We start from the raw sequence: 24,705 nt of genomic DNA, 5'->3' as shown, positions 1-24,705 counted from the left end.
CGTCGCTCAGGAGCCGATGTGCGCGGCGAAGGCCGACCAGGTGGTGGGGGCGAGGGTGAGCGTGGGGCCTTCGGGGTTCTTGGAGTCGCGGACGTGGATGGCGGCGGGGTGCGCGGCGATCTCGACGCAGGCCCCGCCCTCGCTTCCGCTGTAGCTCGACTTCGTCCAGTCGTAGGCGACTTCGAGGCACTCCCCGCCGTCGCTTCCGCTGTAGCTGGACTTGAACCACTCAAGTGCGGTGCTCATAACTCTCCTAGCAGCCGGTCCAACAGGGCCTTCGTCTCTTCGGTGTTGAGGGCCTGTGTTCGCAGCATGGCATACCTCTGCGCGAGGATGCTGATCTCGTCGGGATCGGAGATGAGCTGGCTGCCGCGTTGGCTTTCCGTGTAGGCGATGCGTTGGTAGTCCGGTGTTTCCAGCAGGATGAACGGGCCGTCGAGACCCGCGTGAGTCGTCTGGGCCAGGGGCATGATCTGGAGCGTGATGCCCGGAGTTTCCGCGTAGACCCGCAGATGCCGCAGTGTCTCGTGGTACGTCTCGTCACCCCCGAGGCGGTCTCGGACGACGGCTTCGGAGACGACGAAGCTGGTCGTGGGCGGCACGTCGCGGCGCAAGATCTCCTGGCGCTCCAGCCGCTTGGTGACATGCACGTCGATTTCATGCCTGCTGAAGGTGGGGACTCGGCTGTCGAACACGGCGCGTGCGTAGCGCTCGGTCTGCAGCAGGCCGGGCAGGACCTGATTGGCGAAGAAGCAAAGAGCGAGCGCGCTCCGCTCCAGGTCCATGTACTCCTCAGCCCACGCCGGGATCAGATCCACCTCGGGCATGTTCTCCACCGCCGTCTCCAACGCCCCCTTGGTGTCCAGGACCGTGTCCATACGGCGGGCCATCGGCAACAGGAGGGCGCGCCGTCCCTGCTCGATCGAGGCGATGGTCTCCGGCTGGGCGCACAGCTGTTCGGCCAGCTGACGCTGGGTCAGCTCCGCCGCGACGCGGAACCGGGCGACCAGCGCGCCCACGAGTTTCATCGCCGACGCGTTCCTGCGCTGCCGCTTCCTGGGTTGCATACAGTCCCCACTTCCCACCCGCGTTCGTGCTTCACGCGCGCCAGGCCCGTACAAGAAATCTGTACGGGTGCGCATACTGCGACAGCCTAGTCACCGAGTGTGACGCTCGTCGCATGAACGAGACGATGCAACTTCCGTTGCTGCGCGAGCGGTTCTTCCGGCGTGAGCGCCGGTCGGTGCGGGCGGCCAGGGAGTTCGTGCGGGAGGCGTTGGCCGACTGGGGTGGCGGTGAGGTGCGGGCGGACGACGTGCTGCTGTGTGTCAGCGAGCTGGCCACCAACGCGCTGGTGCACGGCGTCCCACCGGGGCGTGGGTACCGGTTGATGGTGTGGCTGCGCGACGAGGGGCGGGTACGGGTGGAGGTGCACGACAGCGGTGACGGGGAGCCAGGGGTGCGCGAACCCGAGGGTGAGTCGGGGCGGGGGCTGGTGATCGTCGACGCGTTGGCGGACCGGTGGGGGGTGGGGGAGCGGGCGCCCGGGAAAGTCGTGTGGTGCGAGTTCGGCTGACCCGTCCGGCGGTGACACCGGGCCGGGTCAGGCCGGGGACAGCCGGTCGGTGAGGTCCACGGCTTCGCGTACGTCAGCGTCCGGGTCCTCGGACAGGCGCCGGAGCAGCGCGTCGACGCCGGGGGTCGACCAGCCGGCCACCGTTTCGGCCAGGGCCGTCCGGACGGCGGGGTCGGGGTGGCCGGCGAGGTGGGCCAGTTGGCCGACCGGGCCCCGGCGGCGCATCCCGAGCCAGTGGAGGGCCGCGCCCACCTGGGCCGGGTCGCCCGGGGTCCCGGCTTCGGCGATCCGCCTGAGGAGGACGGGGGTCGCGGGGGCGGGGCCGTCGAAGGGGTGCGGGCGGCGGCGGCGCAGGCGCTGCGAGCCGTATTCGCCGCGCATCCGGCAGCCGTGACAGGTGCAGGGCGGCCTGCCGTTGGAGTCGGGGAAGTAGCGCCAGCCGGTGACCTGGCGGACCGCGCGGACGCGGTGGACCTCGGCGCGGGTGACGGCGCGGGGGAGGAAGACCTCCCAGCCGCGCGGGTCCTCCATCGTGGCCACCCGGTGCACGGCGTCGCCCGCCGTGGTGGGGACGTGGGCCCGGCCCGGACGGTTGCTGTAGTGGCCGACGGTGACGGGTTCGTCGTCCGGCAGCCGGAGATGGACCGCGACGAGGCCACGGGGGCCGCTCCGGCGGGCGAGTTCGCGCAGCCACTGGTGGGTCAGCGTGTAGGAGGGCAGGACCGGGAAGCAGAACAGGCCCTTGTCGTCGTCCCGGCCGTGGCTGACGGCCCGTATCCCGGACTTCCGGATGCGGGCGGCGTTCGCGGCGGGAGTCAGGTGGACGAACATGGCCATGCCGCCGATGGTAGGGGCGCACAGCGGTGGGCTTCCGCGATTTTCGACGTGACGCAGGCGCGGCACCCGGGTGCCCGGACCGCGTGCGTGGTCCGCCGGGGCGTCAGGGGCGAGGGCGACGGGGGCGCGACGGCACAGGCGAACCGGCCCTGCCGCGCGTGGCGGAGGACCGGTTCGGGCGGGGCGGGGCTCAGTAGGCGAGCGCGTCCGCCATGTCGCTCTGCCAGTAGGTGACGAAGCCGTTGTCGTCCCAGGAGGTGCCGGCGGGGAGCGTCAGCTCGGCCGGGGTACCCGTGGAGCCCCCCGGGTTCTTGCCGGAGAAGTGCACCTGAAGGTGGCCGGCCTCGCGCGGGGCCGGTCCGGCGCCGGGCTCGCCGGTCAGACCGATGGCGGCGTACGCGGACTCACCCGGGGCCAGCGTCACGACGGCCTGCGGCCGGCTGCTCTCCAGGGTCGGGAAGACGGCCTGGGCATCGTCGAAGCGGAGCATGGGCGCGTAGTACGCGTAGCAGGGGCGGTCACCCGTGTTGGTCACCGTCAGCAGCAGGTGGTTGAGGGGGCGGCTCACCTTGCTGACGCTCGCCTTGGTGTTCCCGCCGGTGCAGGTGACCGGCGTGCGGTCGGTGGTGCCGCCCGTCCGGTGAGCGGAGCCGGTGGTCTTCTTCCCCTCGCTCCCGGCGGGGGGCGCGATGCGCTTGGGCGCGCTGCCGCCGGCGGTGTCGGTGCCCGTCCCGGCTGCGGCGGCCTCCTTCTCGGGGGCGGCGGCCGGAGACGGGGACTGCTTGGCGGCGGTGTGTGCTGCCGGAGCGGCCGCACCCGCCTTCCCACTGTCGCCGCTCCCGGCGTCGCTGCTGCACGCGGTGAGGGAGAGGGCGGCCAGGAGGGCGCCGGCGGCGAGGGTGGCGGTGCGGATGCGGTTGCTGCGCATGGTGGTACTCCCCGTGAAGTGAGATCAAGTGACGTGGTGTGAAGTGCGGTGGTGCGTGGTGCGGTGCTGTGAAGTGCGGTGCTGTGAAGTGCGGTGCTGTGGAGCGGTGGTCTGTGGGCTCGGTGCTCGGCCGGCCGTCCCCCGGGGCGGCTCAGTACTGGAGCGCGTCGTCCATGCTCGTCTGCCAGTAGGTGACGCTCAGGCTGCTGTCCACGTACACGCTCTTGGCGAGCGGCACCGTGACTGCCGAGCCGGTGCCGTCGGAGTTGCCGGCGCGGTTCTGGAAGCTGACGCTCAGGTCCTTGGTGGAGTAGCCGTTCGAGCCGCTGCCGTCGGCGGCGGAGGTCATGACCCCGGTGTAGACGGACTCACCGGGGTTGATGGTCCGTACCGCCTGGGGCTTGCTGTCCTCCACGGTGTTCGGGACGGACTGCGCCTCACCGAACCGCAGGTAGGGGTAGAAGTAGGCGTTGCACGCCTTCGAGCCGGTGTTGGTCATGGTGAGCAGCATGTGGTTGATGGGCCGCTGCACCTGGGTCATCGTCAACTTGGTGTTCGCTCCGGTGCAGGCCACCTGGACGGCTTCGTCGTCGCCCTGCGGCTTGTCGGTGGACGTGCCGCCGGCGGAGCCCGAACCGGAGCTCGACCCGGAACCTGAACCGGAGTCCGAGCCGGAACCGGCTGAGTCCTTGCCCTTGCCGGTGGACGGGGTGGCGGCGCCCTTGTCGCCCGAGGCGCCGGAGCTCCCGGCCGGCGTCCGGGGGGACGAGCCGGGCGAAGCGGAGGCGAGGGCGTCGTACGGCTCGGGGTCGTCGCCCTGGCAGGCGGTCAGGGACAGAGAGGCGATCAGTGCGACGGCTCCGAGAGCGGAGGTGCGGGCGGCGCGGCGGAAGCGGAGGTTACGCATGAGAGGTCTTTTCCCATCGGAAGGTGTCGTCGAGTGTGGAGCGCCGCTTTGGCGCACCGAGGACTGACGGATGTACTGGACAATGACGTGTGGTCAGAGGTTCCACAGGAGTGCGATGACGGTCGTGACCGAGGCGATCAGAACTGCTGTGGCCACTGCGTCGGTGAGGTCGAGTCGAGGACGAGTACGCACGGCGGCTCCCGGGGACGGGCAAGTTGGTGGGTGTACGAGTCGCGCTGCTCGCCCTTGCCGGGGTGCCGCTGCGGTGTGTTCCACCATCGTGTCCGGTGCTTCGATCCGGTGGCAACGGATGCCGGCCGGTACGGGACGCTGGAACAGAAAAGTGGCCTCTGACCTGCGATGACATCACCTGCCTGGGACGCCGTTCCGGGAGGGTACGAGAGGGGAACGGACAGGGTGGGCACGGAGATCCAGGACTTCGCGGCAATGCTCAGGGGGCTGAAGCAGCGCTCCGGCCTGAGCTACGGAGCGCTTGCCCAGAAGCTGCACATGAGCACGTCCACGCTTCACCGTTACTGCAACGGCGAAGCGGTCCCGCCCGACTACGCGCCGGTCGAACGCTTCGCGCGCGTGTGCCGGGCGCCGTCGGACGAACTGGTCGCGCTGCACCGGCAGTGGATCCTGGCCGACGAGGCGAAGCGGCGCGGGGCACGGAAAGAGGAGGCCGCCGGTGCGGCCCCGGCGGCCGGGCCCGTCGAGCCGGCGGCGGTGACGTCGGGCGCCGCGGCCTCGCCGGCACCGGAGGTGGTGGAGCCGTCGGGTCCGCCGGAGCCGGTGGACCGGCGGGGACCGGAAGCGGAACCGGAAGCGGAGCCGGTTCCGGAGTTCGTACCCGATCCGGCGGCGGCCGAGGATGTGACGCCGGATGCGCGGGACGCGTCCCCCGCGCCCGGCCGGGGCCGGCTGTCCGGCAAGAGGACGCGGGTCCTTCTCGCGGCAGTCGCGGTCGTGGCGCTCACCGTGCCCGCAGCCCTGGCGATCAACAACTTCACGGGCGACCGCACCCGCGAGGAGGGGATGAACGCGCCCCGCAGCGACACCCCGGCCATGCCGAGCCGCAGCCGCAGCGCGTCCGCGTCACCGAGTCCTTCGAAGCCCTCGCCGTCCACGACCAGTACCTCGGCGACACCCTCCGCCACGGCCGCGAAGTCCACCGCCCCCAAGGGGACGGGCCGGAAGGGAGCGGCGGGGGCCGGGTTCCAGGGGGTGCCGGTGGCCGCCACCATCAGCTCGTACAACTGGGATTCGCCCTGCGGGCAGTACTACCTGCTCGACCGGGATCCCCAGGGCATGCCGCCGGTGCCCGAGATCCAGGACCGGCGCAGCTGGGCGGCCCGGCTGGGCGGGGTGGACGGGGGAGACATGCTGCTCGAACTCACCCTGCAGGGAGTGTCCCAGCAGGCGGTCGTGCTGAAGTCGCTCCAGGTGCGGGTGGTGAGCCAGGCTCCGGCCAACGACTGGCCCGCGTACTCGATGGGGGAGGGCTGCGGGGGCGGCATCGTGCCGCAGACGTTCGACATCGACCTGGACGAAGCCCAGCCCGTCTCGCATCCGGTCGCCGGTGAGGACGCCGGCAAGGTCGTCCCGGCCAAGAACTTCCCGTACCAGGTGAGCTCCACCGATGTGGAGGTGTTCCACGTCAACGCGCACACGGAGGCCTCGGACGTCACCTGGTACCTGGAGATGGGCTGGTCCAGCGGGGGCCGGAGCGGGACGATGCGCATCGACGACAACGGCAAGCCGTTCCGTACCGCCTCCATGAGGGACCGGCCCGTGTACTCCTACACCCGCGCCACGGCCGAGTGGGAGGACATCTCGGATTCGCTGGAGGGGCAGGGCGACTGACCGGTCGGGAGGCATGCGGTCCCCCCTCCCGGGGAAGGCGAGCGGGACACGACCATGCGGTGCGCACGGATCTGCGTCCGGGCGCGCCGCCGCGGCGAAGGGAACAGCTCATGAACGAGTCCGTAGGGCTCGCACCGGACTCGACCGCGGTGATCACCGAGCCGGTGCCCGATCTTCAGCTCCAGCTGCTGGTCCAGTTGCTCGACCGGGAGATGCGCTCCGGGCTGCCCCTCACGCTGACCGTCCCCGCCGGTGTGCTGCACGGTGACGTGATCGGGCACGAGGCCTGGAAGGCGGAGTGGTCCAGGAGCCTGCGCCAGGTCGAGGGCGAGGGCGCCAACCTCATCGCCGAGTTCCCCGAGACGGTGGACCAGGGCATCAGGGAACTCGGCGCCGCCGACGGTGCGCAGCTGCCCCGGTGGATCCACCTGAGGGACGCCACCCTCCTCTTCGGGGGCACGGCGCCGCTGCGGCTCCCGCTGTGGCGCGGGCGGCTGTCCGACGTGTCCGGCTGGGCGCTCGGCCGGCCGGAGTGACGCGGACCCGCGGACGGAACAGGGGCGGGGCCCGGCACACACGGTGTGCCGGGCCCCGCCCCTGTTCGTCGGGACGCGCGGTGCTCAGAGGCGCTCGGGGGTCCTGATGCCGAGCAGCGCCATGCCCTGGTGCAGGGTGCGGGCGGTGAGCTCGACGAGGAAGAGCCGGTTCTCGACGACCTCGGCCGGGTTGTCGTCGCTCAGGACCTGGCACTGGTCGTAGAACGTGGTGAGGTGCGAGGCGAGCTGGTAGAGGTACGCGGCCAGCTTGTGCGGCTCGTAGCCCGCCGCCACCTCGGACAGCACCTCGCCGAACTGGTCCAGGTGCAGGCCGAGCGCCCGCTCGGCCGGGGCCAGTTCCAGCTCCGGGTGCGCGACCGGCTTCGCGTCGCCGGCCTTGCGCAGGATCGACCGGATCCGGGCGTACGCGTACTGGAGGTAGACGGACGTGTCGCCGTGCAGCGACACCATCTGGTCCAGGTCGAACTTGTAGTCCCGCACGGCGGAGGTCGACAGGTCCGCGTACTTCACGGCGCCGATGCCGACGTACCGGCCGTTCTCGACGATCTCCTCCTCGGACAGGCCCACCTTCGCGGCCTTCTCCCGGACCACGGCCGTCGCCCGCTCGACCGCCTCGTCCAGCAGGTCCTCCAGCCGGATGGTGACACCCTCACGGGTCTTGAACGGCTTGCCGTCCTTGCCGAGCACGGTGCCGAAGGCCAGCTGGTGCGCCTTGACGTCCTCGTTCAGCCAGCCGGCCCGGCGGGCCGTCTCGAAGACCATCTTGAAGTGCAGGGACTGCCGGGCGTCCACCACGTACAGCAGGGTGTCCGCCTTGAGGTTGCGCACCCGGTCGCGGATCGCGGAGAGGTCGGTCGCCGCGTAGCCGTAGCCGCCGTTCGTCTTCTTCACGATCAGCGGGGTCGGGTTGCCGTCCGGGCCCTTCACGTCGTCGAAGAAGACGCACAGGGCACCCTCGGAGCGGACGGCGACGCCCGTCTCCTCCAGGATCCGGCAGGTCTCCTCCAGCATGTCGTTGTAGCCGGACTCGCCGACGATGTCGGGGTCGCTGATCTCCATGTCGAGCTTGTCGAAGACGGAGTAGAAGTAGATCTTCGACTCGTCGACGAACCGCTGCCACATGGCGAGGGTCTCCGGCTCACCGGCCTGGAGGGCGACCACCCGGTCCCGCGAGCGGGCCTTGAAGTCCTCGTCCGCGTCGAAGAGGACGCGGGACGCCTTGTAGAGCCGGTTGAGGGACGACATGGCGGCCTCGCCGTCGGCCTTGCCGCCCTCGTGGTCCAGCTCGTCCGGGTGCTCGATCAGGTACTGGATGAGCATGCCGAACTGGGTGCCCCAGTCGCCGATGTGGTGGCGCCGGACGACGGACTCGCCGGTGAACTCCAGGATCCGCACCATCGCGTCGCCGATCACGGCGGACCGCAGGTGACCGACGTGCATCTCCTTGGCCACGTTCGGCTGGGCGTAGTCGATGACGGTGGTGCCGGCGGAGCCGTCGTACGGCACGCCGAGGCGGCCCCCGGCGTCCGCCGCACGGGCGGCGAGCGTCTCGACGATCGCCTTGTCCGTGAGCGTGATGTTCAGGAAGCCGGGGCCCGACACCTCGATGTCCCTGATCAGGTCGCTCGCCGGGAGAGCGCCGGTGACCTGGGCGGCCAGCTCGCGCGGGTTGCCCTTGAGCTTCTTGGCGAGCGCCAGGATGCCGTTGGCCTGGAAGTCGGCCCGGTCGCTTCGGCGCAGCAGCGGGTCCGCGGTACCGGCATCGGGCAGAGCTGCCGTCAGGGCGTCCGCCAGCTGCTGCTGGAGCGTGGAAGCGAGGGAAGTGACCGAGGCCATGGGCTGGCTGCCGTTTCCGTAGGGGTACAAGGGATGACCCCAAGTATCCCACGGCCCGTAAAGCCGTTTTCGCGCTGCGGGTGGTACCTGGGAGAATGGGCGGTGCCCCTATGAGTCCTACAAGAGAGAAGGACGTGCCGACCGTGGCTCAGAGTCAGAGCAGCACCGAGACCGACTGGGTCTCCCGCTTCGCGGACGAGGTCATCGCCGAATCGGAGCGTCGTGCGCCTGGCAAACCGGTCGTCGTCGCGTCCGGCCTCTCCCCGTCGGGCCCGATCCACCTGGGCAACCTGCGTGAGGTCATGACCCCGCACCTGGTCGCCGACGAGATCCGCCGCCGCGGGTACACCGTCCGGCACCTGATCTCGTGGGACGACTACGACCGCTACCGCAAGGTGCCGAACGGCGTCGAGGGCGTCGACGCGTCCTGGGCCGAGCACATCGGCAAGCCGCTGACCTCGGTGCCCGCCCCGGCCGGCTCCGCGTACGCGAACTGGGCCGAGCACTTCAAGGCCGCGATGACGGCGGCCCTGGACGAGCTGGGTGTCGAGTACGACGGAATCAGCCAGACGGAGCAGTACCTCGCGGGGACGTACCGCGAGCAGATCCTGCACGCGATGCGCCACCGCGCGGACATCGACGCCGTCCTGGACCGCTACCGGACCAAGAAGGACCCGGCGGCGGGCGGTGCCCAGGGCGGGAAGAAGCCGCAGCAGAAGAAGGTCGACGAGGCGGAGCTGGAGGCCGAGGCGGGCTCCGGTGCGGCGAGCGAGGACGACGGCAGCGGCGGTTCGGCCGGCTACTTCCCGTACAAGCCCTACTGCGGCAACTGCGAGAAGGACCTGACGACGGTCACGTCGTACGACGACGAGAGCACCGAGCTGAACTACACCTGCGCGGCCTGCGGCTTCGCCGAGACGGTCCGGCTGAAGGAGTTCAACCGCGGCAAGCTCGTCTGGAAGGTCGACTGGCCGATGCGCTGGGCGTTCGAGGGCGTGATCTTCGAGCCCAGCGGGGTGGACCACTCCTCGCCCGGCTCGTCGTTCGTCGTCGGCGGCCAGATCGTCCGCGAGGTCTTCGGCGGGGTGCAGCCGATCGGACCGATGTACGCGTTCGTCGGAATCTCGGGCATGGCGAAGATGTCCTCCTCCAGGGGCGGTGTGCCGACCCCGGCCGACGCACTGAAGATCATGGAGGCGCCGCTGCTGCGCTGGCTGTACGCGCGCCGCCGGCCCAACCAGTCCTTCAAGATCGCCTTCGACCAGGAGATCCAGCGTCTCTACGACGAGTGGGACTCGCTGGGGCGCAAGGTCGCCGACGGCTCCGTGCTGCCGGCGGACGCCGCCGCCTACGCCCGGGCGATCGGGACGGCCGCCGGAGAGCTGCCGAGCACGCCGCGCCCGCTGCCGTACCGGACGCTCGCGTCGGTCGCCGACATCACGGCCGGGGCCGAGGACCAGACGCTGCGCATCCTCAGCGAGCTGGACCCGGCGAACCCGCTGACCTCGCTGGACGAGGCCAGGCCGCGGCTCGACCGGGCGGAGAGCTGGATCACCACCCAGGTCCCGGCCGAGGCCCGCACCGTCGTCCGCGACGAGCCGGACAAGGAACTGCTCGGTTCGCTGGACGAGCAGGGGCGCGAGTCGCTGCGGCTGCTCCTGGAGGGGCTGGACGCGCACTGGTCGCTGGACGGGCTGACCACGCTCGTCTACGGCGTGCCGAAGACGCTGGCCGGCCTGGAGGCCGATGCCAAGCCGACGCCCGAGCTGAAGACGGCGCAGCGGTCGTTCTTCGCGCTGCTGTACCGGCTGCTGGTCAGCCGGGACACGGGCCCGCGGCTGCCCACGCTGCTGCTCGCGGTGGGGGCGGACCGGGTGCGCAGGCTGCTCGGCGCGTAGCCCTCGGGCGCGCGTCCCCGCGAACGGCGAAGGGCCGTCACCCGGCGAGGCGGGTGGCGGCCCTTCGCCGTCGTGCGCGGGGGCGGCTCTCGTTCGGTGGCGGGGAGGAGCGGGGCGGCGGCGGGCTGCTCGGGCCGGCCGGTGGTTCAGGCCGCGGGGGCCAGGGACGTCTGCGGGTCGGAGAACGTGTCGCGCGGGACCCGCGGGACGGTGGCCTTGGCGAGACCCGTCAGGGTCCTGCCCGGGCCGATCTCCATGAGGCGGTCGCAGGCCAGCTCCGTGGTGAGCGTGTGCAGGGTGTCCGACCAGAGGACCGGTGCCGTGAGCTGGTGGCGCAGCAGCAGCGCCCAGTGCGGTCCGCCGCGGTGGGCGCGGGCGTCCACGTTGGAGACGACCGCCGAATGGCCCGGCATGAACCGTGCCGTGGCCAGGGCTGCGGCGAACGGCTCGACCGCCTCGGACATCAGCGGGGTGTGGAAGGCGCCGCCGACCGTCAGCTCGACCACCTTCACGGCCCCCGCCCGCTCCGCCGCCCGGGAGCAGCGCTCCACGTCGGCCGCGCGGCCGGCGATCACCGTCTGCTGCGGGGAGTTGAGGTTGGCCACCCACACCTGGCCGCCGTCCGCGTGGATGTCGTCGACCACGAGCTGGGTCCGCGCCGCGTCCAGACCGAGGACCGCGGCCATCGCGCCGTCGGCGCGTTCGCAGGCCGTCCGCATCGCCGCACCGCGTGCCGCGATCAGGCGCACCGCGTCCTGCGGGTCCAGGATCCCGGCGGCGACGAGCGCGGAGTACTCACCCAGGCTGTGTCCGGCGCACGCGCCGGGGAAGGCGGCCAGCGGGTGCTGGCGGCGCAGCTCCGTCAGGGCCACCATGGCCAGGGCGAAAGTGGTCAGCTGGGCGTTGTCGGTGCGCCGCAGCGTCGCCGTGTCGGCGTCCAGCAGCAGGGCCTCCATGTCCCGGCCCGCGGCCTCGGAGATCTCCGCCACCACGGACCAGCCGGGGGTGCGGCGCCAGGGCAGGCCCATGCCCGGACGTTGCGCTCCCTGGCCGGGGAACATGAGCGCCAGTCGGGTGCTCGTCATCGTCTTCCGTCTCCTTCCTGCGGCCGGGAGCGATGCGCTACGGCGCGGTGAGGAACGCGTGTCCGTGCACTGCCACGCGTTTCCCGCCACTGGCAGCGGTGACTTTCCCATTCCCGGATCCCGCCGTCCGGACCGCATTGTTGCGATCCGTTGCTTTCTCCGGTGATGAAACCACCTCAACTGCCCCGGAGAGCACGTGCATTGCACTTGAGTGGTGGGTGAATGCGCCTTTGGGAGGGGGAGTGTTCCTTGTGTTTCCCGGGCCGGGTTCCGCGTGTGGTGGGGATTTCCGGCGCCGGACGGTCTGGTCAGACGACGGCTTGGCCGAGCAGGGCCAGATGCGCGCAGTGCTGCGTGACCATGAAGTAGCGGTACGGCCGTCGCCGCAGGTGGCGGGCGTCGCCGGCGTGGCCCGTGAGCGTCACGACGGCCAGGGCGATCCCGCCGGCCAGGACCACGGCGGCGGTGGGCAGTTGCTCCGGCGCCCAGCGCGACGCTCCGGCGGTGAAGGTGCCGCCGACGGTGCACGCGCCCACCGCGACGAGGACGCGGGTGCGCCGTTCGCCCAGGGTGACGGCCCAGGTCCGGCGGCCCGCGGCGGCGTCGCCCTCGATGTCGGAGAAGTCCTTGGCGACCGCGCCGACGAGCGCCATCCACAGGGACATGGCGAGGGCCGTCAGGAAAAGCGCGGGTGAGCGGGGTGAGACGCCGAGCGCGAGGGGCCCGGCGGCGTAGGTGAGCAGACCGGAGAGGAACACCACGCCCATCGCGGCGGGCGTGCGGTTCTTCCAGGCGGTGCGGGGTGCGGAGTAGGCGTGCCCGAGCAGCAGCATGGCCGCGCACAGCAGCGCGGGGCCGAGCCCGGCGCACGCCGCGGACACCAGTGACGCGACGGCCGCACCGCGTGCGACGAGCAGGGCGGTGCGGCGGGGCAGCCGGCCGCTCGCCAGTGGCCGGGCCGAGCCGTTGACCCGGTCCTCGTGGTAATCCATGCACCCGTTGTAGAGGTAGGTGTAGAAGATGGCGCCGAACCACGCGAGGGAGCCGAAGACCGCCTGGAGGGCCGACCGGGCGCCGAGGGCCGGATCCGCCGAAAGTGCCAGCGCGATACCGGCGAAATAGCGGAGCTGGAAAGCCATCAGAACGGCGGGGCGGGATTCTTCGATGCAGAGCCTCAGAATGCTTGGATTCCGGTACTTCGGGCCACTGGGTGCAGTCACAGGCAGTGGCCGTATCGTCGCCATAGGCATGCCCAGGAGCCTAGGCATCAGCAGGGCTGCCTGACTGTTCTGCAAATGAGCCATGGCTACCTCTAAAGGAACACGCAATACCGGCGGGTCGGATTCCGAATTATTCCTTCCGAGGGTCGCCCGCCCGCCGCTCTGGTACGCCGGACCACCGCCGAAGTGGACCCCCCGCCCGTCCGACACCCGCGCTTCGCTGGTGAGCAGGCGGGCGCCGTCCTTTCCGGCGCTCCCCTTCCCGTAACGGGCCGTTGGCAGCCCTGGTCCGTTTCCGACCCCGGGAAGCCGTCATGCGTACCCTGCTGTCCCCGTCCCTGTCCCTCGCCGGGCCTCCGTCCCTCACCCGGCCCCCCTCCCCTCCTCCGCCCCCGCCGCCGAGGGCCCCGGTTCTCGCGGCCGGGGAGATCCATGTCTGGTCCGTCCCGCTGGACCGTGTCCCGGCCGAGGGGGCGGAGGCGGTCCTCGATCCCTTGGAGCGCGCCCGTGCGGCGCGGATCCGTCACCCCGTCGCGCGGTGGCGCTACCGCCGTGCCCATGTCGCCCTGCGTACGGTGCTCGGCGGCTACCTCGGCGTCGCTCCGGGGGCGCCCCGTTTCACCCGCCGCTGCCCCGAGCCGGAGCTGTGCGGCGACTGCGGCCGCGGCCGGCCCGTGCTCGTGGACGGGCCCTGGCCGGACCTCGGCTTCAGCCTGTCGCACTCCGGGGCGGCCGCCCTGGTGGGTGTGGCCGGGGAGCCGGGCGCGGTCGGCGTGGACGTCGAACGGCTCCGCGCGTCCTTCGACTGGAGCCGGGTGCCCGCGGTCGGCGCACAGAACCGGATTGCTGGATTCCGCACCTGGACCGCGATCGAAGCGGTGGGCAAAGCGGCCGGAACGGGGCTGCGCACCCCCGTCTCGGTCGGGGAGCCGGGAGACGGCGGGCTGCGGCGTGCGCGCCGTTCGGGCGATCCGGCCGAGTGGTACGTCCACGATGTGGGCTGCCCCGATGGATATGTCGGCTGCGTCGCCACCGCGATGCCGCAGGCCGTGGTAAGCGTTTTCGCATGGCCTTCGCGCGGCGCGTCTCAAGACGTGGGACGTGTGGAGGCGTGTTGACATAACGTAACCGTAAGATGATGATCCGAGGGGCGGTATTCGTGAGGGTGGGGGATCCTTTGATGCATTCAGGTTTTATTGAATCCGATACGGCCGAACAACTCCTGGCCCGGACACCTGAATTACTGGCCGACTACCGGAGCCGGCTCGAAAAGATCAAAAGTCCCCTGGTCAATAATGCCGACATCTGGCGTACCTGCGCCCTGCAGGCCGAGCGGATCATCCGGGACTGCGCGGACAGCCTGCGGCACGGCCGGGCCGACGTGCGCGACCGGCTGATCCAGCAGGTCGAGGGCCTGGGGGTGGAGCGGGCGACCAAAGGCATCGACGCCGTGCACTCCATCCGCGCCGGGCTCCTCCTCTTCGACATCGTCTTCGACGCGCTCGGCAGGGCGATGGTGGACTCGCCCGCCGCGTTCGCCGGCTTCCAGGCCGGGGTGCGCACGTTGCAGCGGGGGATCGGCAGACGGCTGGAGGCCGGTGCGATCGGCCACGACACCTACCTGCTCAACACCGTGCGGGAGGTCAACGCGGCCAGCCAGCGGCAGTTGGCCCGTGAGATACACGACCACCTCGGCAACCACGTCAGCCTCGCCCTGCGGCGCATAGAGCTGCACGAACTGACCTGGGAATCCAGCCCGGACGAGGTCGCCGAGCGGATCGGGGCCGTCAAGGACACCCTGACCGAGGCGCTCGGCATCATCCGCGACCTGGTGACCCAGTTGCGGCGGGCCGACCGCGAAGGCACGTTGGAGTCGGCGTTCGCCGCGTTCCTGGAGTCCATGGAGATCACCCCCTCCAAGGTGCGGATCCAGGTCAACGGCAGTGAGGAGTGGGCCCCGCAGGACGTGCTCGACGAGGTGTTCCTGGTGGTGCGGGAGTGCCTGCGCAACTCCCTGGCCCACGCGGAGGCCCAGCACGTGCTCGCGGCGGTGGACATCGCCCCGTACAAGCTGGAGGCGTCGGTCGTGGACGACGGCCGCGGCTTCGACGTCTCGGCGGTCGCCACGGCGGGCCGGGCCAACGGGATCGCCTCGGCCACCGAGCGGGTCGAACTGCTGGGCGGGACCATCCTGTTCACCAGCTCCCCCGAGGACGGCGGCACCCGGGTCGCGATCACGATCCCCCTGATGGACCTCCCAGGTGATTCCGTTGAACCCGCGACCTGAGCTGATCCGCATCCTGGCGGCCGACGACCACACCCTGCTGCGCACCGCCCTGGCCGAACTGCTCAACGCGGAGGACGACCTCCAGGTCGTGGCCCAGGCGAGCAGCGGGCGGGGGCTCGTCGAGCTGGTGGAGCGGCACCAGCCGCACGTCCTGCTGCTCGACGTGGAAATGCCGGACCACCACCCCAGGGCGGCGGTACGCGGGCTGCTGGAGCGCTTTCCCGGTCTGCGGATCATCATCCTGACCATGTACGACGACCAGCCGCTCGTGCACGAGCTGCTGCAGCTGGGCGCCCGCGGCTATCTGCACAAGAGCGTCTCGCGCGCCGCGCTGCTGAGCGCCGTGCGCAACGCCGCGCGGGAGGACGACCAGATCACCATCCTGGTGCCGCGCGCGGGTTACACGGGCGGCGGCGAGCAGGCGCACGAGCAGGACGCCGGACCGGTCTCGCCGCGCGAACGCGAGGTGCTGACGTGTGTCGCGGAAGCCATGAGCAACCGTCAGATCGCGGCCCGGCTCGGCATCACCGAGGGCACCGTCAAGCGCCATCTGCGCAATATCTTCGACAAGTTGGACGCGGTTTCGCGCATCGACGCGGTGAACAAGGCGCTGGCCCAGAAGCTGATCGCCGCGCCCCGGGGCCGCTCGATGCGGTGAGAATCCGCCGTGCGGCCGCACCGGCTCAGCGGCGGCGCGCCTCTTCGTACGACGCGCCGATCGCCGCGACGGCTTCCGCGATGCCCGTCAGGGGCAGCGAGCCGTACCCCAGGAGCAGGCCCGGCTCGCCGGGCGGACCGCCGAACCGGAAAGCCCCTCCGCTGCGCACCAGGACCGAGCGGCGCAGGGCGCCGTGCACCACGGCAGCCTCGTCGGTGCCGGGGGGCAGCACGGCGTAGCTGTGCAGACCGGCCGCGCAGCCGATGATCCGGGCCTCCGGCAGGGACTCGTGGACGGCCGCGGCCAGGGCCTCGCGGCGGGAGCGGTAGCGGGAGCGGACGCGGCGCAGGTGCCGGTCCAGCAGGCCGCTGCGCATCAGCTCGGCGAAGGCCAGCTGGGTGAGGGTGTCGGAGCCCTGGTCCTGGCGGGAGCGCACCCGTTCCATCAGGGGGTACAGCTTCGGGGGTATCGCCAGCCAGCCCAGCCGCAGGCCGGGCACCAGGACCTTGCTCGTGGTGCCCGCGTACACCACCCGTTCCGGGTCGCCCTCCTGCAGCGCGGTGGGCCTGACCCCGCGGTCGAACCAGAACTCGCCGTCGTAGTCGTCCTCGATGATCCAGCCGTCCCGGGCCCGCGCCCAGGCCAGGAGCTGCTGCCGGCGCTCCGGCGACATCATGACCCCGGTCGGGAACTGGTGCGCGGGGGTGACCAGGACCGCGCGGGCGCCCGTGCGGTCCAGCGCCTCGACGACCAGGCCCTCCTCGTCGACCGGCACCGGCAGGGGGGTCAGCCCGGTGTCCAGGATGAACCGGCGCTGTCCGCTGTGCCCCGGCTCCTCGATGGCCAGTTCATGGATGCCGAGCCGCTGGAGGGAGTCGGAGAGCAGGGCCAGCCCCTGGGCGAAGCCCGCGGTGACCATCACCTGCGCGGGTTCGGTGTGCACCGAGCGCACCCGGCCCAGATACCCGGAGAGTTCGTTGCGCAGCTCCGCGATGCCGGCGACCGGGGGATAGTCCATGCCTTCGCGGCCGACGTTCTGCAGCACCTTCGTATAGGAGTTGAGCCACTCCTGGCGGGGGAAGTTCGACAGGTTCGCTATGCCGACCCGCAGATCCCAGCGCGCACTCGTCGCCGGACGGGAGTCCAGCAGGGAGGTGTCGCCGGCGCTCTCGGGCAGTTTCCGGGCGACGTGGGTGCCCGATCCGCGGACCGCGTCCAGATACCCCTCGGCGATCAGCTGCTCGTACGCCTCGACCACGACACTGCGGGAAAGCCCCAGGTCCAGGGCGAGTTGGCGGCTGGACGGCAAGCGTGAGCCGGGGTGCAGAACCCGGTCCTCGACCCTGGTCTTGATGGCGTTCTGCAGTTGTGCGGTGAGCGGTACTGCCGAGTCCCGGTCCACTTGGACCGACAGATGCCAGGCCATCTGGTCTGCTCCGTCTCCCCCGCAGTGGTCTGGGTGGTCCCCCTCGCCCACTGGCCTACTTGATCACGCCAACGGCCTTTATTTATAGCACTCAGAGGGAGAACACCATGGCTGAAATGACTGGCGTACTCGCTCCCGTGATCCATGGGCGGGACGGCGCGAGCCTCTTCGACGAGAAGATCGAGCGCCGCACCCTGCGGGTGGGAATCGTCGGCCTCGGATACACCGGTCTGCCCCTCGGGCTCGGGTTCGCCACGGCCGGTCTTCCGGTCCTCGGGCTGGACACCGACGCCGAACGGGTCGACCGGGTGGTGCGCGGCAGTTCCTATCTGCCGGATGTGAGCGATGCCGAACTCGCGGCGGTGAGCGCCCGGTTGAAGGCGACCACCGAGGCCGGCGAGCTGGCCGGCTCGGACGTCCTCATCGTCTGCGTGCCGACCCCGGTCACCGGCGACCAGCAGGCCAACCTGGACTACGTGAAGGCCGCGATGGACTCGGTGGCCCCGCTGCTGCGCCGCGGCACGCTGCTCATCCTGCAGTCCACCGTCCCCCCGGGCACCACGGCGGCGGCGGCGGCCACCCTCGCCCGCGCCACCGGCCTGGAGCCGGGCACCGACTTCCACGTGGCGATGGCCCCGGAACGGGTCGACCCCGCCAACACCAGCGGCTGGAACCTCGCCAACACACCGAAGGTGGTGGGCGGTCTCACCGAGGAGTGCACCCGCCGCGCGGCGGCCCTGTTCGGGCTGGTCTGCGAGACGGTGGTGCCGGTGTCGCGGACGGAGGTCGCCGAGCTGTCGAAGGTCTTCGAGAACACCTTCCGCCTGGTCAACATCAGCCTCACGCTGGAGCTCTCCGACCTGTGCCGGCAGCTGGACATACCGGTCCGCGAGGTGATCGACGCCGCCTCCACCAAGCCCTACGGCTTCCTCCCGCACTACCCGGGACCCGGGGTGGGCGGCGAGTGCATCCCGGTCGATCCGCTGTTCCTGCGCGAGGCCGCGGCGCAGGCCGGCACCGAGATGAAGCTGGTGGCCGCCGCGTTCGAGCGGGTGGAGCAGCGGCCGTGGCAGGTCGTGGAGCGGCTCGCGGAGCTGGTCGAGGCGCGCGGATCCTCGCTGCGCGGCGCCAAGGTGATGGTGGTGGGCGTCAGTTACAAGTCCGGCGTCGCCGACCTGCGCAACGCGCCGGCCCTGGACGTCATCCGCGGCCTGCGGGCCGCCGGGGCCGTCGTCTCGTACCACGACCCGCTCGTCGCGAACCTCTTCGTGGACGGCGAGCCGGTCACCGCGGCCGACTGGGCGGTGGTGGAACTGGCGCAGCTGGACGCGGCGGTGATGGTCACCTCCGTGCCCGGCCTGGAGCAGGACCTGCTGTGGGGCATCCCGCCGGTCGTCCTGGACACCCACAACAAGCTCGCGGCGGCCAGCAATGTGGCGGTGCTGTGATGGCGGCCACCCTGCTCGCCGGCCGTGCGCTCCCCGCCGTCACCCGGGACGCGGTCGCGGGCCGTACGGTGTCGGCCGAGGCGGCCCGGGCGGCGGTGGCGGAGCTGCTGGACGAGACCACGGACGAGGTGGACGCCGCTGCCTTCCTGACCGCCGTGGCGGTGGGCGGCGCGACACCGGTCCTGGTGGCGTCCGCGGTGGAGGCGGTGCTGGCGGTGGCCCGGCCGGTCGGCTGGACGGGCCCGGCGGTCGATGTGGTCGGCACCGGCGGTGACGGCAGCGACTCGGTCAACATCTCCACGCTGGCCGCCCTCGTCGCGGCCTCGGCCGGGGCGACGGTCGCCAAGGCCGGTAACCGGGCGGCGACTTCGCAGTGCGGGAGCGCCGACCTGCTGGAGGCCCTCGGGATCGACATCGACCCCGGGGAGCGGATCACGGAACTGCTGGCCGCGCACCGGTTCGCGTTCCTCTTCGCCCCCGCGCTCCACCCGGCGCTGCGCAGGCTGGCCCCGGTCCGCCGGCGGCTCGGCTTCCGCACCCTGTTCAACCTGTCCGGCCCGCTCGCCAACCCGGTCCCGCTGACGGGCCGGCTCATCGGCACGGCGACCCTGCAGGACCAGGAAGTCCTGGCGCAGGCCGCCCTGCTGCTCGGCCACCGCCGGACCTGGGTCGTCCAGGGTTTCGACGGAATGGACGAACTGACCACGGCGGGCCCCGCGCGGGTGCTCCAGGTGGACGGCGGCACACTCACCGCGTTCACCATCGACCCGGCCGGGCTCCCGCTGCGGCCGGCGGGCCGCGCCGAACTGGCGGGCGGTGACGCGGCACGCAACGCGGTCCTCGCCCGCCAGGTCCTCACCGGGACGGCCCCCGCCCCGCTGCTCGACACCGTGCTGCTGAACGCGGCGGCCGCGCTCCACCTGGCCGGGCGCGCCGACGACATGGCGTCCGCGCTGACCCTCGCCCGGAACGCCGTGGAGCGGGGAGCCGCGGCCGCCCTCGCCGACCGGCTCGCCCGGGCCTCGGACACCGGTCGGCCCGCCCGCACCACGATCACCGACCGGCTCGCCCGGACCCCGATCCACCCGACCGCCCCGATCACCCCGGAGACCACCTGATGGCCACGCACCTCGACGACATCGTCGCCGCGAAACGCGCCGCCTGGAGCGGCCCGGCGGCAGCCGACGCCGCAGCCCGCGGCCGCAAGGCGGCCGCCGTCCCCGGCCGGTTCGCCGCCGCGCTCGGCGGGGACGAGGTCTCGGTCATCGCCGAGATCAAGCCCAAGTCGCCCTCCAAGGGCCAACTGCTCGACCCCGCCATGGCCGTTCCCACCGCGAGGAGTTACCTCGCGGGCGGCGCCTCGGCCATCTCGGTGCTCGCCGACACGCCCTACTTCGGCGGCTCGCCCGAGCTGGTCCGCACCGTCGCGGAACACCCGGACGTCACCGTCCCCGTCCTCTTCAAGGACTTCCTGGTCGACATCCGCCAGGTGACGCTCGCCCACGACAGCGGCGCCGACGGCATCCTGATCATCGCCCGCGCCGTCGGCGACGCCCTGCTGACCGACCTGGTGCAGACCGCGCACGGCCTCGGCCTGGACGCCCTGGTGGAGACCTTCACCCAGGACGAGGTGGACCGGGCGCTGAATGCCGGAGCCCGCATCGTCGGCATCAACAACCGTGACCTGCAGACCTTCTCGGTCGATCTGGACAACTCGGCCAGGCTGCGCCGCGACATCCCGCGCGGCGTGCTGACCGTCAGCGAGAGCGGCCTGTCCGGCCGCCCCGCCATCGAACGCATCGCCGCGCACGGCTTCGACGCCGCGCTGATCGGCGAGTCCCTGCTCAGCAGCCCCGACCCCGCCGCCCAGCTGCGGTCCTACACCGGGGTCCCGATTCTGGAGGTGGCCTCGTGAACGGCCGATTCGGCGAGTACGGCGGACAGTTCGTCGCGGAGACCCTGGTGGGCCCGCTGCAGGAACTGGAGGCGGAGTACCAGAAGACGCTGCTCGACCCGGAGTTCACCGCGGAGCTCGACAAGCTGCTCAAGATGTTCGTCGGCCGGCCCACGCCGATCACCGAACTGCACCGGCTCGGCGCCACGGAGAACGGCGTCAAGCTCTGGCTCAAGCGCGAGGACCTCACCCACACCGGCGCCCACAAGATCAACAACTCGATCGGGCAGGCGCTGCTCGCCCGCCGCCTCGGCAAGAAGCAGATCATCGCCGAGACGGGCGCCGGCCAGCACGGTGTGGCCGTGGCCGCGGCCTGTGCCTACCTCGGCCTCGACGCCACCGTCTACATGGGCCGGGTCGACGCCGAGCGCCAGGCCCCCAACGTGCAGCGGATGAAGCTGCTCGGCGCCCGCGTCGAGCTGGTCGACCTGGGCACGGCGACGCTGAAGGACGCCATCAACGCGGCGATCCGCGAGTGGATCGCGCGGCCCGACACCACGCACTACCTGCTCGGTTCGGTCGTCGGCCCGCACCCCTTCCCGACGATCGTGCGCAACTTCCAGTCGGTCATCGGCCGGGAGGCCCGCGCCCAGTTCCTGGCGGAGAACGACCGGCTGCCCGACGCGGTCGTGGCGTGCGTCGGCGGCGGCTCCAACGCGGCGGGGATGTTCAGCGCCTTCCTCGACGACCCGGTCCGGCTCGTCGGCGTACAGGCCGCCGGTGAGGGCAAGGGCGGGCAGGGCGGTCACGCGGCTCCGCTGCTCTACGGCGACCCCGGCGTGCTGCAGGGCACCCGCACCTACCTGCTGCAGGACGACGACGGGCAGATCCAGCTCACCCACTCCATCGCCCCCGGCCTGGACTACGCGGGCGTCGGCCCCGAGCACTCGCACTACAAGGACACCGGGAAGGTCGAGTACATCTCCGCCTCCGACAACGAGGCCCTGGACGCGTTCGTCGCCCTGAGCTCCCAGGAGGGCATCCTCCCGGCCCTGGAGTCCGCGCACGCGGTGGCCGGCGCCCTGAAGGTGGCCCGCCAGTGCGCGCCCGGCAGCACCGTCCTCGTCAATCTCTCCGGCCGCGGTGACAAGGACCTCACCTCCGCCATGGCCGCCCTGAAGCAGCGTGAGGAGACCTCCCGATGAAGCGCCTCGAACAGACCTTCACCGACAACCGGACCAAGGACGAGACCACCCTGGTCGCCTACATCACCTCCGGCTACCCGCTGCTCGGCGAGACCGTCGGCCTCATCTCGGCCGCGGTGGAGGCCGGCGCCGATGTGATCGAGCTCGGTGTGCCGTTCTCCGACCCGCTGGGCGACGGCCCGGTCATCCAGGCCACCGGACAGGCCGCCCTGGACACCGGCACCACCGCCGCCGCCACCCTCGACGTCGTCGCCGAGGCGCGTGCCGCCGGGGTGGAGGCGCCGATCGTGCTGATGGGCTACTGCAACCCGTTCCTGCGCTACGGCCTCACCCAGCTGTACGACGACGCGAGGTCGGCCGGGGTCGACGGGTTCGTCGTCCCCGACCTGCCGGTCAGCGAGGGCGCCGAGTGGCTGGCGCAGGCCGAGGCCACCGAGCTGGGCCAGACGTTCTTCACCGCCCCCGGCAGCTCGGCCGAGCGCATCGCGGCCTCCGCCGCCGCCTCCCGGGGCTTCCTGTACGTCCTCGCGGCGAACGGCGTCACCGGCGTACGCAAGGACCTCGACCCGGGCATCGACGCCTACCTGGAGCGGGTGCGCGCGGCCGGCGACACCCCGATGGCCGTCGGGTTCGGCATCTCCCGCCCGGAGCACGTGGCGGCGCTGCACGGCAAGACGGACGGCGTGATCGTGGGCAGCGCGCTGCTGCAGGCCGTCGGCGCCGCCCGGGACGCGGCCGGCCGCCGCCAGGCCGTCACCGGGCTGATCTCCTCCCTCAAGGCGGCCACGCGATGAGTGAGGCCACCGCCATCCCGTTCTTCAGCGGCGCCGCCTCCGCCCGCCGCGACCGCTCCCGGCTGGAGGCCATGGTCCGCCAGGTGGCCGCCTCCGGCCGGTTCACCTCGGGCCCGGTCACCGCCGAACTGGAGGCCGCGATCGCCGCCCGCACCGGCGCCCGGCACGCGGTGGCCGTGGCCAACGGAACCGACGCCCTCGTCATCCTGCTCCGGTCGGCGGGCATCGGCCCCGGCGACGAGGTGATCGTCCCCGCGTACACCTTCTTCGCCACCGCCTCGTCCGTCCTGCACGTGGGCGCCGATCCGGTGCTGGTGGACGTCCTCCCCGGCAGTTACGCGATGGACCCGAAGCGCGCCGAGGCCGCGATCACCGCGCGCACCAAGGCGATCATGCCGGTGCACCTGTTCTCGCAGATGGCCGACATGGAGGTGCTGAAGGACCTGGCCGACCGGCACGGGCTCCTCCTGCTGGAGGACAGCGCCGAGGGCATCGACATGCGGGCGGGCGGGGTGCACGCGGGCCTGTGGGGGAGCGGCGGGGTGCTCTCCTTCTTCCCCACCAAGACCCTCGGCTCGCTCGGTGACGCGGGCATGCTGCTCACGGACGACGACGAGATCGCGGCCCGCGCCCGGCGGCTGCGCCTGCATGGCCAGGGCACGGACGGCGCGTACGACACCGACGGTGCGTACGTCTACCAGGAGCTCGGCTACAACAGCCGGTGCGACGAGCTGCACTCGGCGTTCCTGCTGCACCGCCTGGAGCGGCTCGGCGAGGAGATCGGGCGGCGCGCCGAGCTGGCCGCCCGCTACGACCGGCTGCTGGCCCCGCTGGCCGACACCGTGACGACCCCGTGGATGGCGCCCGCCAAGACGCCGAGCAACCAGGTCTATTACGTGTACCTCATCGAGTGCGACCGGCGGGACGAGCTGGCCGCGTACCTGGAGGCCCACGGGGTCGGCACCGAGGCGTACTACCCGCGCCCGCTCACCGACCAGCCGCTGCTCGCTCCGCTGCCCGGCTCCCGCCACCCCGTCCCGGTGTCCGACGCGGCCGCGCGGCGCGCCCTGGCGCTCCCCCTCTACCCCGACCTCACCGACCAGCAGGCCGACCGCGTCGCCGCTCTGGTCCACGCCTTCTACGGAGCCGCATCGTGACCACCGTCATCCCGTACTTCGACTGGCCCGCCCGCTCGGCCGACTGGGCCGACGACCTCGTGGAGGTCTTCCAGGAGGTCGCCGAGAGCGACGAGTTCATCCTCAAGTCGCGGGTCGAACGCCTGGAGGCGGAGATCGCCGGGCGCACCGGCGCGGCGCACGCGGTGGCCGTGGCCAGCGGCACCGGAGCGCTGACGGTGGTCCTGGCCGCGCTCGGTCTCGGTGACGGGGACGAGGTGGTCACGCCCGCCTTCTCGTTCGTCTCCACCGCCTCCACCGTCGCCCTGCGCGGGGCCCGCCCGGTCTTCGCCGACGTCGAGTACGAGACGGGCCTGCTCGACCCGGCCGCCGCCGAGGCCGCCGTCACCGACCGCACCCGGGCGCTGCTGCCGGCCTATCTGTTCAGCGGCTCCCCGAAGATGGGCGCCTTCGCCGACATCGCCGCCCGGCACTCCCTGCACCTGGTCGAGGACAGCGCGATCGCCCTCGGCGCGGAGGCCGACGGCAAGCCCGCCGGCCGGCACGGGCACGCCGGGGTGTACTCCTTCTTCCCGGCGAAGCCCGCCGGCGGCATCGGCGACGCGGGGATGATCGTCACGGACGACCCCGAGCTCGCCCGTACCGCCCGGATGCTGCGCAACCACGGCCAGCCCGCCGGCAAGCGCTTCTACCACGAGCTGCTCGGCTTCAACTGCCGGATGGACGAGCTGACCGCCGGCTTCCTGCTGCGCAAACTGCCCCATCTGGACCGGCTGCTGGAGCGGCGCCGCGAGATCGCCGCGGTCTACGAGGAGGGCCTGCGTCCGCTGGCCCCGGCGCTGCTGCCCCCGCCGGCCGGTTTCGAGGGGCGTTCCGTCTACACCTACGTGGTGCGGGCCCAGCAGCGCGAGGAGCTGCGCCGCCACCTGGCCGGCCAGGGCATCGAGACGGCCGTCTACTATCCGCGCCCGCTCCACCTGCAGCCCGCGTTCGCCCACCTCGGCCACCGCCCCGGTGACTTCCCCGTGGCCGAGCAGCTCTCCCGCGAAGCGCTCGCACTGCCCCTGCACCCGGACATGGCGCCGGGGGCGGCCGAACGGGTCGTGGCCGCGGTCAACGACTTCTACGCGGCGGGGAGGTGACCGCG

23 protein-coding genes are annotated in these 24,705 nt (G+C 71.9%); 14 read left to right on the top strand and 9 right to left on the bottom strand.

From position 1 onward, the window contains the following. Positions 1 to 6: 6 nt before the first annotated feature. Both ABZ454_RS07120 and ABZ454_RS07115 read right to left on the bottom strand, forming a co-directional pair. Positions 7 to 246 (bottom strand): DUF397 domain-containing protein, encoded by a 240-nt coding sequence (locus ABZ454_RS07120; protein ID WP_359536426.1) that lies wholly within the window; start codon positions 244 to 246, stop codon positions 7 to 9. Then, positions 243 to 1,067 carry a helix-turn-helix transcriptional regulator gene (locus tag ABZ454_RS07115; RefSeq protein ID WP_359536425.1) on the bottom strand — a complete coding sequence of 275 codons (825 nt, stop codon included), beginning with the start codon at positions 1,065 to 1,067 and terminating at the stop codon, positions 243 to 245. Before ABZ454_RS07115 ends, ABZ454_RS07120 begins: the two co-directional genes overlap by 4 nt. A gap of 113 nt (positions 1,068 to 1,180) precedes the next feature. Between ABZ454_RS07115 and ABZ454_RS07110 the strand changes: the two genes are divergently transcribed. Beyond that, positions 1,181 to 1,576 (top strand): ATP-binding protein, encoded by a 396-nt coding sequence (locus ABZ454_RS07110; protein WP_359536424.1) that lies wholly within the window; start codon positions 1,181 to 1,183, stop codon positions 1,574 to 1,576. 27 nt (positions 1,577 to 1,603) lie between these two features. Here the strand turns inward: ABZ454_RS07110 and ABZ454_RS07105 are convergent, their stop codons facing one another. The 3 genes from ABZ454_RS07105 to ABZ454_RS07095 form a co-directional block, all read right to left on the bottom strand. Beyond that, positions 1,604 to 2,413 (bottom strand): HEAT repeat domain-containing protein, encoded by an 810-nt coding sequence (locus tag ABZ454_RS07105; RefSeq protein WP_359536423.1) that lies wholly within the window; start codon positions 2,411 to 2,413, stop codon positions 1,604 to 1,606. Positions 2,414 to 2,603: 190 nt separating this feature from the next. Further along, positions 2,604 to 3,341: a DUF4232 domain-containing protein gene (locus tag ABZ454_RS07100; RefSeq protein ID WP_359536422.1), complete on the bottom strand. Its 738-nt coding sequence runs from the start codon at positions 3,339 to 3,341 to the stop codon at positions 2,604 to 2,606. Between the two features lie 151 nt (positions 3,342 to 3,492). Next, positions 3,493 to 4,248 (bottom strand): DUF4232 domain-containing protein, encoded by a 756-nt coding sequence (locus tag ABZ454_RS07095; protein WP_359536421.1) that lies wholly within the window; start codon positions 4,246 to 4,248, stop codon positions 3,493 to 3,495. A 417-nt stretch (positions 4,249 to 4,665) separates the two neighbouring features. Here ABZ454_RS07095 and ABZ454_RS07090 point away from each other — a divergent pair, with 417 nt between their 5' ends. Both ABZ454_RS07090 and ABZ454_RS07085 read left to right on the top strand, forming a co-directional pair. Continuing rightward, entirely contained in the window at positions 4,666 to 6,114 is a 1,449-nt protein-coding gene (locus ABZ454_RS07090; RefSeq protein WP_359536420.1) for a helix-turn-helix domain-containing protein, read from the top strand. 110 nt (positions 6,115 to 6,224) lie between these two features. Next, the gene (locus tag ABZ454_RS07085) at positions 6,225 to 6,650 is read left to right on the top strand and encodes a hypothetical protein (protein ID WP_359536419.1); all 426 of its coding nucleotides are present in this window, start codon (positions 6,225 to 6,227) and stop codon (positions 6,648 to 6,650) included. Positions 6,651 to 6,734: 84 nt separating this feature from the next. Here ABZ454_RS07085 and argS read toward each other — a convergent pair whose 3' ends face one another. Further along, the gene (gene argS, locus ABZ454_RS07080) at positions 6,735 to 8,507 is read right to left on the bottom strand and encodes an arginine--tRNA ligase (RefSeq protein WP_359536418.1); all 1,773 of its coding nucleotides are present in this window, start codon (positions 8,505 to 8,507) and stop codon (positions 6,735 to 6,737) included. A 134-nt stretch (positions 8,508 to 8,641) separates the two neighbouring features. Between argS and lysS the strand changes: the two genes are divergently transcribed. Then, complete coding sequence (gene lysS / locus ABZ454_RS07075) at positions 8,642 to 10,405, top strand: lysine--tRNA ligase (protein ID WP_359536446.1); 1,764 nt, start codon at positions 8,642 to 8,644, stop codon at positions 10,403 to 10,405. Between the two features lie 146 nt (positions 10,406 to 10,551). Here lysS and ABZ454_RS07070 read toward each other — a convergent pair whose 3' ends face one another. Beyond that, positions 10,552 to 11,490 carry an ACP S-malonyltransferase gene (locus tag ABZ454_RS07070; protein ID WP_359536417.1) on the bottom strand — a complete coding sequence of 313 codons (939 nt, stop codon included), beginning with the start codon at positions 11,488 to 11,490 and terminating at the stop codon, positions 10,552 to 10,554. A gap of 308 nt (positions 11,491 to 11,798) precedes the next feature. Continuing rightward, on the bottom strand, positions 11,799 to 12,629 hold the full coding sequence (locus tag ABZ454_RS07065; protein ID WP_359536416.1) for a UbiA family prenyltransferase: 831 nt from the start codon (positions 12,627 to 12,629) through the stop codon (positions 11,799 to 11,801). 395 nt (positions 12,630 to 13,024) lie between these two features. On the opposite strand from ABZ454_RS07065, the gene ABZ454_RS07060 reads away from it, so the two are divergent. From ABZ454_RS07060 to ABZ454_RS07050, 3 genes are all read left to right on the top strand, one after another. Next, on the top strand, positions 13,025 to 13,828 hold the full coding sequence (locus ABZ454_RS07060; protein WP_359536415.1) for a hypothetical protein: 804 nt from the start codon (positions 13,025 to 13,027) through the stop codon (positions 13,826 to 13,828). Between the two features lie 62 nt (positions 13,829 to 13,890). Further along, positions 13,891 to 14,997, top strand: coding sequence for a histidine kinase (locus tag ABZ454_RS07055; protein ID WP_359536414.1), 1,107 nt, complete (start codon positions 13,891 to 13,893; stop codon positions 14,995 to 14,997). Next, positions 14,981 to 15,655, top strand: coding sequence for a response regulator transcription factor (locus ABZ454_RS07050; RefSeq protein ID WP_356314251.1), 675 nt, complete (start codon positions 14,981 to 14,983; stop codon positions 15,653 to 15,655). Before ABZ454_RS07055 ends, ABZ454_RS07050 begins: the two co-directional genes overlap by 17 nt. A 25-nt stretch (positions 15,656 to 15,680) precedes the next feature. Here ABZ454_RS07050 and ABZ454_RS07045 read toward each other — a convergent pair whose 3' ends face one another. Beyond that, complete coding sequence (locus tag ABZ454_RS07045; protein ID WP_356314248.1) at positions 15,681 to 17,081, bottom strand: PLP-dependent aminotransferase family protein; 1,401 nt, start codon at positions 17,079 to 17,081, stop codon at positions 15,681 to 15,683. Positions 17,082 to 17,188: 107 nt separating this feature from the next. Here ABZ454_RS07045 and ABZ454_RS07040 point away from each other — a divergent pair, with 107 nt between their 5' ends. From ABZ454_RS07040 to ABZ454_RS07010, 7 genes are read left to right on the top strand one after another with little or no spacing between them, the layout of a single operon-like run. Beyond that, positions 17,189 to 18,529, top strand: a complete 1,341-nt coding sequence (locus ABZ454_RS07040) for a nucleotide sugar dehydrogenase (protein ID WP_359536413.1) — start codon at positions 17,189 to 17,191, stop codon at positions 18,527 to 18,529. After that, positions 18,529 to 19,647 (top strand): anthranilate phosphoribosyltransferase, encoded by a 1,119-nt coding sequence (gene trpD / locus ABZ454_RS07035; RefSeq protein ID WP_359536412.1) that lies wholly within the window; start codon positions 18,529 to 18,531, stop codon positions 19,645 to 19,647. The genes ABZ454_RS07040 and trpD overlap by 1 nt, the downstream gene beginning before the upstream one ends. Then, entirely contained in the window at positions 19,647 to 20,444 is a 798-nt protein-coding gene (locus ABZ454_RS07030; RefSeq protein WP_359536411.1) for an indole-3-glycerol-phosphate synthase, read from the top strand. The genes trpD and ABZ454_RS07030 overlap by 1 nt, the downstream gene beginning before the upstream one ends. After that, positions 20,441 to 21,628 (top strand): tryptophan synthase subunit beta, encoded by a 1,188-nt coding sequence (trpB, locus tag ABZ454_RS07025; protein ID WP_359536410.1) that lies wholly within the window; start codon positions 20,441 to 20,443, stop codon positions 21,626 to 21,628. Before ABZ454_RS07030 ends, trpB begins: the two co-directional genes overlap by 4 nt. Beyond that, positions 21,625 to 22,422 (top strand): tryptophan synthase subunit alpha, encoded by a 798-nt coding sequence (gene trpA / locus ABZ454_RS07020; protein ID WP_356314236.1) that lies wholly within the window; start codon positions 21,625 to 21,627, stop codon positions 22,420 to 22,422. Before trpB ends, trpA begins: the two co-directional genes overlap by 4 nt. After that, a complete protein-coding gene (locus tag ABZ454_RS07015; RefSeq protein ID WP_359536409.1) occupies positions 22,419 to 23,579 on the top strand; it encodes a DegT/DnrJ/EryC1/StrS family aminotransferase in 1,161 nt (386 codons plus the stop codon). Before trpA ends, ABZ454_RS07015 begins: the two co-directional genes overlap by 4 nt. Beyond that, the gene (locus ABZ454_RS07010) at positions 23,576 to 24,700 is read left to right on the top strand and encodes a DegT/DnrJ/EryC1/StrS family aminotransferase (protein ID WP_356314230.1); all 1,125 of its coding nucleotides are present in this window, start codon (positions 23,576 to 23,578) and stop codon (positions 24,698 to 24,700) included. The genes ABZ454_RS07015 and ABZ454_RS07010 overlap by 4 nt, the downstream gene beginning before the upstream one ends. Positions 24,701 to 24,705: the final 5 nt, after the last annotated feature.

Origin of the sequence: Streptomyces sp. NPDC005803 (assembly GCF_040630435.1) — a bacterium.
Classification (GTDB): domain Bacteria; phylum Actinomycetota; class Actinomycetes; order Streptomycetales; family Streptomycetaceae; genus Streptomyces.
This window is presented reverse-complemented; position numbering and strand designations above follow the sequence as displayed.

Bases quoted from the DNA above. Each gene is read 5' to 3' on its own strand.
- ABZ454_RS07105 (WP_359536423.1), bottom strand. From the start codon at position 2,413: ATGGCCATGTTCGTCCACCTGACTCCCGCCGCGAACGCCGCCCGCATC.
- argS (WP_359536418.1), bottom strand. From the start codon at position 8,507: ATGGCCTCGGTCACTTCCCTCGCTTCCACGCTCCAGCAGCAGCTGGCG.
- ABZ454_RS07085 (WP_359536419.1), top strand. From the start codon at position 6,225: ATGAACGAGTCCGTAGGGCTCGCACCGGACTCGACCGCGGTGATCACC.
- ABZ454_RS07060 (WP_359536415.1), top strand. From the start codon at position 13,025: ATGCGTACCCTGCTGTCCCCGTCCCTGTCCCTCGCCGGGCCTCCGTCC.
- ABZ454_RS07015 (WP_359536409.1), top strand. From the start codon at position 22,419: ATGAGTGAGGCCACCGCCATCCCGTTCTTCAGCGGCGCCGCCTCCGCC.
- ABZ454_RS07095 (WP_359536421.1), bottom strand. From the start codon at position 4,248: ATGCGTAACCTCCGCTTCCGCCGCGCCGCCCGCACCTCCGCTCTCGGA.
- ABZ454_RS07110 (WP_359536424.1), top strand. From the start codon at position 1,181: ATGAACGAGACGATGCAACTTCCGTTGCTGCGCGAGCGGTTCTTCCGG.
- ABZ454_RS07120 (WP_359536426.1), bottom strand. From the start codon at position 246: ATGAGCACCGCACTTGAGTGGTTCAAGTCCAGCTACAGCGGAAGCGAC.
- ABZ454_RS07100 (WP_359536422.1), bottom strand. From the start codon at position 3,341: ATGCGCAGCAACCGCATCCGCACCGCCACCCTCGCCGCCGGCGCCCTC.
- trpA (WP_356314236.1), top strand. From the start codon at position 21,625: ATGAAGCGCCTCGAACAGACCTTCACCGACAACCGGACCAAGGACGAG.
- ABZ454_RS07115 (WP_359536425.1), bottom strand. From the start codon at position 1,067: ATGCAACCCAGGAAGCGGCAGCGCAGGAACGCGTCGGCGATGAAACTC.
- ABZ454_RS07045 (WP_356314248.1), bottom strand. From the start codon at position 17,081: ATGGCCTGGCATCTGTCGGTCCAAGTGGACCGGGACTCGGCAGTACCG.
- ABZ454_RS07040 (WP_359536413.1), top strand. From the start codon at position 17,189: ATGGCTGAAATGACTGGCGTACTCGCTCCCGTGATCCATGGGCGGGAC.
- ABZ454_RS07065 (WP_359536416.1), bottom strand. From the start codon at position 12,629: ATGGCTTTCCAGCTCCGCTATTTCGCCGGTATCGCGCTGGCACTTTCG.
- ABZ454_RS07055 (WP_359536414.1), top strand. From the start codon at position 13,891: ATGCATTCAGGTTTTATTGAATCCGATACGGCCGAACAACTCCTGGCC.
- ABZ454_RS07030 (WP_359536411.1), top strand. From the start codon at position 19,647: ATGGCCACGCACCTCGACGACATCGTCGCCGCGAAACGCGCCGCCTGG.
- ABZ454_RS07070 (WP_359536417.1), bottom strand. From the start codon at position 11,490: ATGACGAGCACCCGACTGGCGCTCATGTTCCCCGGCCAGGGAGCGCAA.
- trpD (WP_359536412.1), top strand. From the start codon at position 18,529: ATGGCGGCCACCCTGCTCGCCGGCCGTGCGCTCCCCGCCGTCACCCGG.